The sequence below is a fragment of the Alistipes sp. UBA1686 genome (genome assembly GCF_002320215.1).
In the GTDB taxonomy this organism is placed as follows: domain Bacteria; phylum Bacteroidota; class Bacteroidia; order Bacteroidales; family Rikenellaceae; genus Alistipes; species Alistipes onderdonkii.
On record NZ_DCKA01000021.1, the window covers coordinates 269,508 to 282,899 of the forward strand.

At 59.3% G+C, this 13,392-nt stretch carries 8 protein-coding genes; 6 read left to right on the plus strand and 2 right to left on the minus strand.

All coding sequences use genetic code 11. The features are described 5' to 3' along the window. Positions 1-2 precede the first annotated feature (2 nt). The 3 genes from B3C38_RS11205 to B3C38_RS11215 are packed head-to-tail and all read left to right on the plus strand — an operon-like array spanning position 3 to position 5,144. Entirely contained in the window at positions 3-3,185 is a 3,183-nt protein-coding gene (locus B3C38_RS11205) for an efflux RND transporter permease subunit (RefSeq protein ID WP_286727127.1), read from the plus strand. A gap of 4 nt (positions 3,186-3,189) precedes the next feature. After that, positions 3,190-4,563 (plus strand): efflux transporter outer membrane subunit, encoded by a 1,374-nt coding sequence (locus B3C38_RS11210; protein ID WP_055201999.1) that lies wholly within the window; start codon positions 3,190-3,192, stop codon positions 4,561-4,563. Further along, positions 4,563-5,144 carry a TetR/AcrR family transcriptional regulator gene (locus B3C38_RS11215; RefSeq protein WP_022333685.1) on the plus strand — a complete coding sequence of 194 codons (582 nt, stop codon included), beginning with the start codon at positions 4,563-4,565 and terminating at the stop codon, positions 5,142-5,144. Before B3C38_RS11210 ends, B3C38_RS11215 begins: the two co-directional genes overlap by 1 nt. 213 nt (positions 5,145-5,357) lie before the next feature. Here B3C38_RS11215 and B3C38_RS11220 read toward each other — a convergent pair whose 3' ends face one another. After that, positions 5,358-7,784 (minus strand): LruC domain-containing protein, encoded by a 2,427-nt coding sequence (locus B3C38_RS11220; RefSeq protein ID WP_286727128.1) that lies wholly within the window; start codon positions 7,782-7,784, stop codon positions 5,358-5,360. A 417-nt stretch (positions 7,785-8,201) separates the two neighbouring features. On the opposite strand from B3C38_RS11220, the gene B3C38_RS11225 reads away from it, so the two are divergent. Genes B3C38_RS11225 through B3C38_RS11235 form a run of 3 tightly spaced genes read left to right on the plus strand, consistent with a single transcriptional unit; the run spans position 8,202 to position 11,727 of the window. Next, positions 8,202-9,488, plus strand: a complete 1,287-nt coding sequence (locus B3C38_RS11225; RefSeq protein WP_286727129.1) for an O-acetylhomoserine aminocarboxypropyltransferase/cysteine synthase family protein — start codon at positions 8,202-8,204, stop codon at positions 9,486-9,488. Further along, entirely contained in the window at positions 9,488-10,504 is a 1,017-nt protein-coding gene (locus tag B3C38_RS11230) for a homoserine O-acetyltransferase family protein (protein WP_286727130.1), read from the plus strand. The genes B3C38_RS11225 and B3C38_RS11230 overlap by 1 nt, the downstream gene beginning before the upstream one ends. 11 nt (positions 10,505-10,515) lie before the next feature. Further along, a complete protein-coding gene (locus tag B3C38_RS11235) occupies positions 10,516-11,727 on the plus strand; it encodes a homoserine dehydrogenase (RefSeq protein WP_117506728.1) in 1,212 nt (403 codons plus the stop codon). A 203-nt stretch (positions 11,728-11,930) separates the two neighbouring features. Here the strand turns inward: B3C38_RS11235 and B3C38_RS11240 are convergent, their stop codons facing one another. After that, positions 11,931-13,304, minus strand: coding sequence for a fimbrillin family protein (locus B3C38_RS11240; RefSeq protein WP_286727131.1), 1,374 nt, complete (start codon positions 13,302-13,304; stop codon positions 11,931-11,933). Positions 13,305-13,392: the final 88 nt, after the last annotated feature.

The window sequence follows — 13,392 nt, forward strand, 5'->3', positions numbered from 1 at the left end:
CTATGACACTGAAACATTTTATCGAACGACCCGTACTGGCGTCGGTCATATCCATCGTAATCGTAATCGGCGGTCTGATCGGTCTGGCGACACTGCCCGTGGAGCAGTATCCCGACATTGCGCCCCCGACGGTGATGGTGCGCGCCTCGTATCCGGGCGCCAGCGCCGAGACAATCCAGAAATCGGTCATCGTACCGCTCGAGCAGGCTGTCAACGGTGTGGAAGACATGACCTACATGACCTCCAGCGCCGCTGTCGGAAGTGCCTCGGTGACGATTTACTTCCGCCAGGGAATCAATGCCGACATGGCTGCCGTCAACGTGCAGAACCGCGTTTCGCGGGCCACCGGCCAGTTGCCTTCCGAAGTCACACAAATTGGCGTGACGACCATGAAACGGCAAACCTCGATGATCAAGATCTTTTCGCTGTACAGTCCCGACGACACCTACGATGAAACGTTCCTGTCGAACTACCTGAAGATCAACATCGAGCCCCGCATCCTCCGTATCGCAGGCGTCGGCGAGGCCTTCACGCTCGGTGCCGACTATTCGATGCGTATTTGGCTCAAGCCCGATGTAATGGCCCAGCACAAGCTCATCCCGTCGGACGTAACAGCGGCACTCGCCGAACAAAACATCGAATCGGCGACCGGTACGCTGGGTGAGAACTCGGACAATACATTCCAGTATACGATGAAATACCGCGGACGTCTGATGACCCCGGAAGAATTCGGGGAGATCGTGCTCGTGGCCAAGCCCGACGGCACGCTTCTACGCCTGAAGGATGTCGCGGACATCGAGCTGGGAAGCGAATCCTACGCTTACAAAGGCTACACCAACGGTCATCCTGGCGTCAGCACAATGGTCTTCCAGACCGCCGGTTCGAACGCCACGCAGGTCGTAAACGAAATCGACGCCCTACTGGCCGAAATCGAAGCCGAACTGCCTAAGGGCGTTTCCATCGCCCACCTGCAGAGTGTGAACGACTTTCTCTTCGCCTCGATCAACGAGGTAATCAAAACGCTGATTGAGGCCATTCTGCTTGTGATCCTCGTGGTGTACGTCTTCCTGCAGGATATCCGCTCAACGCTCATTCCCTCCGTTTCGATCATCGTATCGCTGGTCGGTACGTTCGCCTTCCTCTCGGTAGCGGGCTTCTCGATCAACCTGCTGACGCTCTTCGCGCTCGTCCTTGCGATCGGTACGGTCGTCGACGACGCCATTATCGTGGTGGAGGCTGTCCAGGCGCGTTTCGACGTGGGATATAAGTCCTCCTATATGGCTACCATCGACGCTATGTCGGGTATTACCTCGGCCATCATCACCTCAACGCTGGTCTTCATGGCCGTGTTCATCCCCGTATCGATGATGGGCGGCACGTCGGGTGTATTCTACACGCAATTCGGTATCACGATGGCCGTGGCCGTGGGTATCTCGGCGTTGAACGCCCTGACGCTCTCGCCCGCACTATGCGCCCTCATCCTGAAACCTTACCTCGACGAAAACGGAGAGATGCGCGACAACTTTGCGGCCCGCTTCCGCAAGGCATTCAACTCGGGATTCAGCACCCTGATCAATAAATACAAGCACGGCGTGCTGCTCTTCATCAAGCACAAATGGCTGATGTGGTCGACGCTCGGCCTGGCATTCGCCGCACTCGTCCTGCTGATGAACAACACCAAGACGGGTCTGGTGCCCGACGAAGACCAGGGTACGATCATGGTGAACGTCACCACGGCACCGGGTACTTCGCTCGCCGAAACGCATATGATCATGGAGCAGGTTGCGGATCGGATCCAGGCAATCCCCCAAATCAGAGACTTCATGCAGGTGGCGGGCTACGGCATGATCGCCGGCCAGGGTTCCTCCTACGGTATGTGTATCATCAAGCTCAAGGACTGGGAAGAGCGACCGGACAAGGCGGATGCGGTGAACGCCGTAATCGGCCAGATATACGGACGCACATCCGACATCAAGGATGCACAGATTTTCGCCGTGGCACCGCCGATGATCTCGGGTTACGGTACCTCGACCGGTTTCTCCATGCACCTGCAGGACAAGACGGACGGCAGCCTGACGGACTTCTACAACATCTACCTGCAGTTCATCGGGGCGCTGAACCAGCGCCCGGAGATCGAACGCGCCTACTCGACCTTCAACATCAACTTCCCGCAGTACATCGTGAGCATCGACGCGGCAAAGGCCAAACGGGCCGGCATCTCGCCCAACGCGATCCTTTCGACGCTTTCGGGTTACTACGGCGGGCAGTACGTCTCGAACGTCAACCGGTTCTCGAAGATGTACTACGTGACGATCCAGTCCGACCCGAAATACCGTCTCGACACCGAATCGCTCAACAACGTCTTCGTACGCTCCAACAACGGCGAGATGGCTCCCCTGGGACAGTTTGTGAATCTGGAAAGGGTTTACAGCTCCGAGGTGCTGAACCGCTTCAACATGTACAGTTCGATCGCCGTGAACGGCACGGCGGCCGCCGGGTATTCGTCGGGTGACGCCATCAAGGCCATCCAGGAAACGGCCGCCCAGGTACTGCCGAAGGGCTACGGCTACGATTTCGACGGTATCACCCGCGAGGAAGCGCAGACGGGCAGCAACACGACGATCATCTTCGGGATCTGTATCCTGCTGATTTACCTCATCCTGAGTGCCCTGTACGAAAGCTTCCTGCTTCCGTTCGCTGTCATCCTCTCCGTACCGTGCGGCCTGCTGGGTTCGTTCCTCTTCGCCAAGATGTTGGGGCTGGAGAACAACATCTACCTGCAAACGGGTATCATCATGCTGATCGGCCTGCTCTCGAAGACCGCCATTCTGATCACGGAGTACGCCTCCGACCGGCGCCGTGCGGGAATGTCCCTGACACAGGCCGCCGTATCGGCTGCCAAAGTCCGTCTGCGCCCGATCCTGATGACCGTCCTCACCTGCGTATTCGGTATGATCCCGCTGGTGCTCTCGCACGGTGTGGGCGCCAACGGTAACATGACCCTCGGTTCGGGCGTCGTGGGCGGTATGATCGTCGGGACACTGGCCCTGCTGTTCCTCGTACCGACGCTGTTCATCGCCTTCCAGACCCTGCAGGAGAAAGTCAAGCCCATAGAGTTCGACCCCGATCCGCAGTGGGCCGTACAGGCGGAACTGGAGGAGTGTAAAAACGAGAAAGAGGAGTAACAAGATGAAAAAGCTTATTATCATACTGGCCGCAGCGGCCATGACCGGCTGCGGCATCTACAAGCCCTACACCCGTCCCGAGGTGAAAACCGACGGGTTGTACGGCACGGCCGAGACCGCCGACACGACGACGATCGGCAACATGGGCTGGGAAGAGATGTTCACCGACCCCTACCTGCGGACGCTCATCCGCCAGGGGCTGGAGAACAATACCGACCTGCAATCGGCGCAATGGAGGATCAAGGAAGCCGAGGCGACGCTTAAGTCGGCGCGCCTGGCTTACCTGCCGTCGTTCAACTTCGCACCTCAGGGCAGCATGAGCAGCTTCGACTGGGCCACGCCGGGCAAAACGTACAGTATCCCGGTCACGGCAAGCTGGCAGATCGACATCTTCAACGGCCTGACCAACGCCAAACGCAAGTCCAAGGCGCTCTACCTCCAGAGCAAGGAGTACGAACAGGCAGTGAAAACGCAGTTGATCTCGGGCATCGCAAATCTCTATTACACGTTGCTGATGCTCGACGGGCAATACGAGGTTACCGAGCAAACCGCCGGGAAATGGCGCGAGAGCGTCCGCACGATGCGCGCGCTGAAAGAGGCCGGCATGGCCAACGAGGCTGCCGTAGCGCAGTACGAAGGCAACTGCCTCGCCATCGAGGCTTCGCTGCACGACTTGGAATACCAGATCCGCCAGGCCGAGAACAGCCTTTGCTCGATGCTGGCCGAAGGCCCGCACCCCATCGAGCGCGGCCGCCTCGAAAGCCAGCAGTTGCCCGACGACCTGACTGTCGGCATACCGGTGCAGATGCTTTCGAACCGCCCCGACATCCGCAGCGCCGAATACTCGCTGATGCAGTCCTATTATGCCACCAGCGAGGCACGCTCGGCCCTCTATCCTTCGATCACGCTGAGCGGGACTCTGGGATGGACGAACAACAGCGGGGCCCGGATCGTCGACCCCGGAAAATTCCTCTGGTCGGCCGCCGCTTCGCTGCTGCAACCCATCTTCAATGCCAACGCCAACCGCGCCCGCGTGAAAATCGCCAAGGCACAGCAGGAAGAAACCAAGCTGGCATTCCAGCAGGCCCTGCTCAACGCGGGCGCCGAGGTCAACAACGCCCTCACGCAGTGCCAGTCGGCCCGCGCGAAAACCGGCCTGCGGACACAACAGATCGAGGCGTTGGAACGCGCCGTGGAGAGCACGGAACTGCTCATGCAACACGGCAGCACGACCTACCTCGAAGTACTGACCGCCCAGCAGTCGCTGCTTTCTGCTCAGCTGAACCAGATTGCGGATCGTTTTGACGAAATCCAGGGTATCGTGAACCTCTACCAGGCTCTGGGTGGCGGACGCGACATCGCAGCGGAGGCGAAATAATGAAAAGGGGAGCGACCAAAGAGGAGATCATCCGCATCACGCAGGAGCTCATTACCCGGAACGGCATCCGTGCCGTCCGGGTGGATGAGATCGCGCAGACGCTGGGAATCTCGAAGCGCACCCTCTATGAAATGTTCGCTGACAAGGAAGACCTGGTGAGCGCCTGCCTCGATTTCATGTGCCACCAACAGCAGGAGCGCATCACGGCTTACAGGAAACGCCGCAGCAGGAGTTCGCTGCAACGGGCTTTCAAACTGGTATACGAATACATCGAACACCTGTATACGGTCGAAAGCAGCTTTCTGTCCGACCTGCGCCACAAGGTGGCCTATGCCGAACATTTCGACGAACACCGGGAATTCTGGCGCAGCGAACTGACCGTACACCTGAACGGGAGCCGCGAAGAAAAGCTCCTGTTGCCCGAAATCGATGCGTCGAGCTTTGCCGACCGGATTCTGGAAACGATCTTCGAAATGCGGATAAACAATGCGACGCGCGAGGAGTCCTACCTCTTTTGCAGGACGATCCTGCGCGGTGCGGCAACCCGCGAAGGGGTCGAGCGGATCGATAGCCACCGATAATTATTCTGGAACACACCGAAAATTCCCGCAGGAATCCTGCGGGAATTTTTTCTGTCATAATGGCGGGCGGCAGGCAAAACCCAGGACAAGAATACGATTTGAATACGGGAAAGGCAAGAGGGGAGGGACGCAAATCCCGCCGTCGGGCATCCGCACAAAAAGGGCCGCACTTGCGAAGTACGGCCCTTTTCAACCATCATATTTAACCTCTGACTAATAGAGCAGGGTTTCGTCGGCTTCGTCCCGATACCATTCCACATGTTCCCGGCCGCCCGATGCCGCCCATGCGTTGAAATAGGTATAGACGTCCCGGATATCGCTGCGTTCGAGCGGATAGCGGAACTCACCCGGGATACACAGCGCCCACATCATGTAGTTGTCCTTCACACCGTCGCCCTTGGTGACGAAATAGCGGTAGGGATCCGACTCCAGGAAGGTATTGCCCGATACGACCGCGAATTGCGTCGGCTTGCGCCCCGGCATGTGGATCTCCGTCTCGCGGGTGAACGTGCCCGAACTCTTCTGGTTCACGACGATGAACGCATTGAGCGCCGACTCGCGGACGGCTGCGGGGTCGACCGGCTGCGCAAAGGTCACCGTCGTCGTGTGTTTCACGGTCGGTATGGCCACGCCCTTGGTCGTATTGATGTAAGTCCCTTCGCCCAAGATCTCCTGCGAGGTGTTGAAAAGCGGGATCACGGCCAGTTCGCTGCCCGATTCCGGGCCGGAGCCCGCAAACGCACCGCGGCCGAAGGTCGTATTGGTGGTCTCCACGCCGGCGACCTCCGAGGTACGAACCTTGTCCAACTGGATGGCAAAGGCATTCAGGTGCGCGGCACCTGCGGCCTTCAGTTCCCAGTTGATGCGGATCAGGCCGACCTTCCCGGTCTCCTTGTCGCTGCGGCGGTCGACGCTTACGACCACCACGACATCGTTCATGTCGTAGTCGCCGATCCACGGCCAGCCGTCCTCAAAGCAGTAGGTATAGGGTAAACCGTTGACCTCGACAAACTCGGGTTCCGGTTCCGGATCGGGCGTTATGGGCTGCCGGCCACCGTTGCATTTGGCTTCGGGGAGCACGACCGTCTGCCTGGCACGCATCACGGCGCCGCCGGTGAGGCTACGCTCGTCGATAACGTATTTCGAATCGGCTGCATTGTCGTACACGACTTCCATCAGCCCGTCGAACTTCGTCCCGTAATAGCGTGAGCTCACGCCTTTCTCGCGGATCACGACCACGGCCATGAGCTGGTCGGCGGCAGCCTGGCTCACGATACGGACATTGCCGCCCGACTTACCGGCATTATACTCGTCCATGGCGAAGATCGAGCCGGCAGCGGCGTACAACTCCGTATTGCTGTTGAAATAGACCTCCTCGGCATCGAGCCCCGCGCCGGATGCAATATAGAATCGGGCACCTTCGGCGGCAATTTCCTCGGCTACGGTATGGCAATTCACATAGAGTGTCCCCCCGCCGCGGGCTTCGAGTTTCTCCATCGAGGCCAAACCTTTCTGGTAAACGACCGAGTTGTTGGTCAAATAGAAAGTCCCGTCGACATCAACGACACCATTCTCGCAGTTAGACAGTTCGGCGTAGGAGTTGAGCTCCAAATCATCGCTCTCTATCTTGCCGTCGTTATAAAGTTTCGCCCGGTTGGTGATTTCCATGTCATCGGCCTCCAATTCTGCGGCGGCACCGTTGTAGAACGCACAGGAATTATTGATGTCGAACGTCCCGTCGACGATGAATTTCCCTTCGTTGACCACGGCCTTGCAGGAAAAGTTCGTTTTCCCGGCCGTGAACTTACCGCCTTCGAAAACGAAAATCGCGGGGTTGGGTGCGTTCTGCTGCATGTTCGCACTTGCTTCACGGATGTACACCTCGCCGCCCGGAAGCACTGCGAGCGTCGCCTGACCGATCGTAACGGAGGAATCGAGCGTCAGTTTGCCCGCCACGTAGAGGATCGGCGAGGGGTTGGGGCTAAAGGTTCCGTTCAGGCCGATATTGCCCGTAACCTCGGCTCCTGCCGGGATATAATACTCCGCAGCTGCAAACGGGGCCCAGCTCGCACCCAGGTCGATCTTGCCGGCAGGCGTACTCCGGATGATGGCCCCCTCGGCGAAATCACCCTCGGCCTTCGCCGCGAGCCGCGGGTAGTCGGGCATCGAACTGTCGGCCGCGGCGCGCGCCATCCCGGCCATCCGGAGTGCCGGCGTCCCGGCTGCGGCCTTCATCCGCGCACCGGCGACGTTCACCGACGCTGCGACCGGTTCCATGGAGACGGCCACCGTACCGTCGGGCCGGGTAGTCTGGACATAAATGTTCCCGATCCCGGCCGGGATCGTCACCGCGGTTCCGAACACGGGGCGGGATGGCGTCACCACACCCATCGCCACGATATTGCCGTCCGAGAGGATCGGGGAGCAATACACGCGGATAACGGCATATTGGGGCGTATTGCCCGTAACACTCGGCATACCGACCGAAATATCCAGGTCGCGGGTCGTTTCCCATTTGAAGTCGGCGGGAACTGCAGACGAGGGCTCCTGCGGTTCGCCGCTGCCGGTGCCCATGTTTTTCTGGCACGAAAAGGCCAAAAACGTCGTTGCAATAGCTGCAACAGCGTAAAGTCGTTTCATAAATTGATATTTTTAATCTATCCCTTGTGCATAGTGCACATTCTTCGACACAAATATAAACATTAATTTTTCAAACCAAAACTTTTCAGCCCTTTTGTTCAACAAAAAAGGTCGAGGTAGCAACTATGGCATGCAAAACCCCGGCCGCTAAACAGTTTTTTGCAAAAAAATCGGGCCGACCGCAAGCATGAGCCGAAAAATTCCTATATTTGCACACAGGAAAACATCCGAAAGCAGAAAATGATTGCCACGACGACATACCACGACACATACGGCGGCTCGCTCCGCAGTATGACCATGGATATGATGTACATGCGCAACCGATTCCGCCGGGTGTAGATTTTCCGTGTATACGAACGACACAATCCGGCTTCAGAGAGGTCGGATTTTTTTTGTAACGACTAAAAAACAGATAGCATGGCTGAGAAAAAATTACGTTTCGAGACATTGCAGATCCACGGAGGGCTGCAACCCGACGATCCCACGGGTGCCCGCGGTGTGGCGATATATCCCACGGCAGCATACCGTTTCAAGAGCTGCGAACACGCGGCCAACCTCTTCGACCTGAGCGAAGGGGGCAACATCTACACCCGGCTGCAGAACCCGACCACGACCGTATACGAGCAACGCATCGCCGCCCTGTACGGTGCCGTGGGGGCGCTGGCTGTCTCGTCGGGCATGTCGGCCATACTCATCGCCGTGCTCTCGCTGGCGGCCGAGGGCGACAACATCGTCGCCTCGCCGTTCCTCTACGGCGGCACCTTCACCCAGTTCCGCATTTCGCTGCGCAGGCTCGGCATCGACTGCCGCATCGCCCGAAGCGAACGCCCCGAGGACTTCGAGGCGCTGATCGACGGGCGCACGAAAGCGATCTACGCCGAGAGCATGGGCAATCCCACTTGTACGGTGCCCGATCTCGAAGCACTGGGACAACTGGCCAAACGCTACGACGTGCCCTTCGTCGCGGACAATACGTTCGGTGCCGCGGGCTACCTGTGCAACCCCTTCGAATGGGGTGCGAACATCGTCGTCGACTCGGCGACCAAATGGATCAACGGCCACGGCACGGCCATGGGCGGGGTGATCGTCGACAGGGGCAATTACAACTGGGCCAACGGCAAGTTCCCGCAGATCGACGGCCCGTCGGAAGGGTATCACGGACTGAATTTCCACGAGGCATTCGGCGCGGCGGCCTTCATCGTGAAATGCCGCGTGGACGGTGTCCGCGACCTGGGCTGCTGCCCCTCGCCGTTCGACTCCTACCTGATGACGCTCGGGCTGGAAACGCTTTCGCTGCGCGTGCGGCACGAAGTCGAGTCGGCACGCAGGCTGGCCGAATACTGCCGCAACCATCCCAAAGTGGAGCGCGTGAGCTTCGTAGGCTTCGAGTCGCACCCGAGCTACGCGAACGCGAAGAAGTATTTCCGGTTCGGTTCGTCGGCCGTCTTCACCATCGAACTCAAAGGCACGCTCGACAGCACCGTGCGTTTCGTCGAATCGCTCAACCTGGCGGCACACATGGTCATGATCGGCGACTCGGTCACGGTCGTTACGCACCCGGCATCGACCACGCACAAACAGCTCAGCGACGCAGACCTCGCCGCAGCAGGCGTCACGCCGACCATGCTGCGCATCTCCGTCGGGCTGGAGAATACCGACGACCTTATCGACGACTTCGAACAGGCTTTCGCACACATCGGATAATGGAACCCAGCATTTACAAAGCACCCGGGCCGTTCGTGCTCGAAACGGGGCATACGCTGCCCGAGCTGAGGATCGCTTACCACACCTACGGCAAGCCCAATGCGGCGTACGACAACGTCGTGTGGGTATGCCATGCCCTGACGGCCAACTCGGACGTGGCGGACTGGTGGCCGCACACGGTCGAGGCGGGGCGTTTCCTCGACCCGGCACGCCACTTCGTGGTCTGCGCCAACATCCTCGGGTCGCACTACGGCACCACGGGGCCGCTGCACGTGAACCCGGAAACGGGAAGCCCCTATTACAAGGATTTCCCGCCGTTCACGATCCGCGACATCGTCCGTGCACACCGCCTGTTGGCCGGCGCGCTCGGCATCGGCCGCATCGACACGCTCGTAGGAAGTTCGGTCGGGGGATTCCAGGCCATCGAATGGGCGGTCTTGGAGCCGGAGCGCATCGGCAAACTGATCCTGATCGCCACGGCGGCCAAGGCCTCGCCCTGGACGATTGCCATCGACCAGACCCAGCGCATGGCCATCGAGGCCGACACGACGTTCGGCGAGCCGCGAGACGACGCCGGGATGGCCGGACTGGCTGCCGCACGCGCCCTGGGGCTGCTCACGTACCGGGGTTCGCTGGGATACAACCTCACGCAGCAGGACAGGGAGGAACTCCCCGCAGTACACCGCGCATCGACCTACCAGCAATATCAGGGCGAGAAACTCTGCCGGCGCTACAACGCCTACTCGTACTATGCCATACTCAACGCCTTCGACACCCACGACACGGGGCGCGGGCGCGGCGGGGTAGCAGCCGCCCTCGCACGCATCGAAGCCCGCACGGCAGTGGTCGGCATCACGACCGACATCATTTTCACCCCGGCAGAGATGCGCGAACTGCACGGCATGATCGCCGGAAGCACGTACCACGAAATAGATTCGCCGTTCGGGCACGACGGGTTCCTCGTCGAGCACGGGCAGTTGAACGACATCCTCTATCCGTTCATGAACAATCAATAAACAAGCAGCATATGAGCAAAATCAAAATCGGCCTGTTCGGGTTCGGCGTCGTCGGACAGGGAATCTACCAGGTAGTGCAGAAATCGAAGAACGCCCACGCGGAGATCGTGAAGATCTGCGTCCGCGACCCGGAAAAGCCGCGTAAGGTCGAAGTCGACAAATCCCTCTTCACGACGTCGGCCGACGAGATACTCGACAACAGGGACATCAACCTGATCGTGGAGGTGATCGACCAGGCCGATGCTGCATACAGCATCGTCAAGCGGGCCCTGCTGCGCGGCATCCCGGTCGTCTCGGGCAACAAGACCATGCTGGCGCACCACCTTCCGGAACTGATCGAGATCCAGAAGACGCACAACGTGGCGCTGCTGTACGACGCCTCGTCGTGCGGTTCGATCCCCGTCATCCGCAACCTCGAGGAATACTATGACAACGACCTGTTGTTAGAGGTGAAAGGCATCCTGAACGGCTCGTCGAACTACATCCTCTCGCGCGTCTTCGACCACGCCGAGAGTTACGACAGCGCCCTGGCGCAGGCGCAGGCGCTCGGCTTCGCCGAAAGCGACCCGTCGTTCGACATCGAAGGCTACGATTCGCTCTTCAAGCTGGTGATCATCACCGTACATGCGCTGGGCACCTACGTCGCCCCGGAAAAGATTTTCACCTACGGTATCTCGACCATCCACGATTCGGACATCCGGTATGCCCGCGAGAAGAACGTCAAAATCAAACTCGTGGCGCAGGTCGTCAAGGTGAGCGACGAACACTTCACGATGTTCGTCATGCCGGAGTTCGTGACGCCCTCGAAATATATTTACAGCGTGGACGACGAGTACAACGGCGTAGTGATCCGCGGCGAGTGCTACGACCGGCAGTTCATGTTCGGCAAGGGCGCCGGGAGCCTGCCCACGGCATCGTCGATCCTGAGCGACATCATGGCCCGCCTGAACAACTACCGCTACGAGTACAAGAAGCAGAACTACATGCAGAAGCCCGACTACACGACGGACATCACGCTGAAGGTCTACGTGCGGTACAAGGAGACCGACGTGCACGGCATCCTGAATTTTACGAAGGTGCACGAACAGTACACCAGCGAAGACAGCAACTACGTCATCGGCGACATCCAGCTGAGCGAACTGCTCGCCAAACGCGACCGGCTCCGGGGAAAGGACGTGTTCCTGGCCAACATCCCGATTTTCTTCCTGAACCGCGACAACTGACACGACGCGGGCACTGGGCTCCTGCGGGGTGGGACACGCATTCGCTGCGCCACCAAAAGGTCATCACGCAATGGCCTGTGCTCACCGCAGCCCCGAGGAAAACCGCACGGCGGCCTGCCGCAGCGGGCAAACCCACCGTAAAAAGACGATCCCCGGCTCATCCGAGACCGGGGATCGTTCCGTTGCCGCATCCTCGGCTACGGCTATATATCCTTCACGCAGCGCAGCGAGACACCGTTTCCGGCCGGAAACGGAGCAAGCCCGGCTACGATACCGTCAGACGAATAAAGCAAGGCCTTATACATTGCGCCGTTATCTTCCGAGGTACAGCTCATCAGGTACCCCTTCTTTTCCGCAACATACAGACCTGCATCCGAATTCCACATCCCGGCGCTACGGAGCAGGGACGCATCGTATTCGGGGCTGGCGATCATCTGCTCGATCTCGGCGCCCGTGGGGACATGCCAGCCCGGCGGACAAATCCCCTGCACCGGGGTGCCGGATGCAGCCGTCGCACCGCCCAGGGCCGTTGTGAAGCTGTAAAGCAACCCCCGTTCCGCGACATATTCGGCGTCGTTCGATCCCGCCGTACCGCGGCAAGGGTACCAGATACCGGTTCCGATCTGGGCACCGTCAGGCAGGTAACGCAGGTTCCGGGTCATCCAAACCCGTCCGCCGAACGTCGCGGTGGGGTAGTCCACACCCCCGTAGGAAAGCGTCCCGGGATCACCACCCTCGCCGCCGCCTTCGCCACCGCCGCCATCGCCGCCGCCATCGAGCGAACCGCCGTCGCCCCAGTCGACGACTTCGCCGCTCAGTTCCACGTCGATGTCGATATTGGTCACAACGACCGACATGTCGTAGCGTTTCCCGCTTTCGAGCTGTGCCGAAGAGAGGGTTTTACTGCGGCTCTTTCCGTCACCGGTCGCTACCGTAACCGTCAGGGTGGCCTGCTGCGGCACGAGGATAGCACGGTAGGCGGCATCGGCCGTCACTTCGAACGCCTCGACGTCGGCAGCAGCAGCCCCGCTCTTGGCCGCGGCGGAGGGCACCGTGAAATCGACCACGGCCGTCGGGACAAGCCCGCCGACCGTAACCCCCGTAACCGGGGCGTCGGAATTGTTGGTAAGGACGATCGTCAGCTGCGACATCACATGGTAAAAGGGCATCCCGACAGGTGCCGAAGATGGGGTAACCTCTTTTTTCACCGCGACCAGCAGGTCGGACGATGCACCTCCCGACGTCTGGTCTGTAGCAACGGAAAACTCCGCGGGCATTCCCTGTTCGGAGTAAGGATGGTAGGCCGTGAGCGTCGATTTTTCATTCGAATCGTTATACCACAGCAAATCCGCGGCCGTAAAGGCCGTACCGTCGTAGGTCATCGGAACGTTCTGCGCATAGGTTTCCGAACCTTTGGCAATGCTCAGCCCGATGCGGTCGCCGGTATCGAAATGCAATCCCGTAACACGGGTCTGGATCGTCGGCGCGATTTTCACACAAGGCGTACCTGTGTCGGACTTTGAGCAGCCTGCCGCAAGGGCAGCGGCGGCCAAAGCCGTCAGAAGTGTTGTTTTCATCTCGCGATAATCGTAATAAGGTGTGACTTTTCAGCACAAATTTAAACCTTTTTACGTCATTAACAACACTTTCGAACAGTTTTTACAA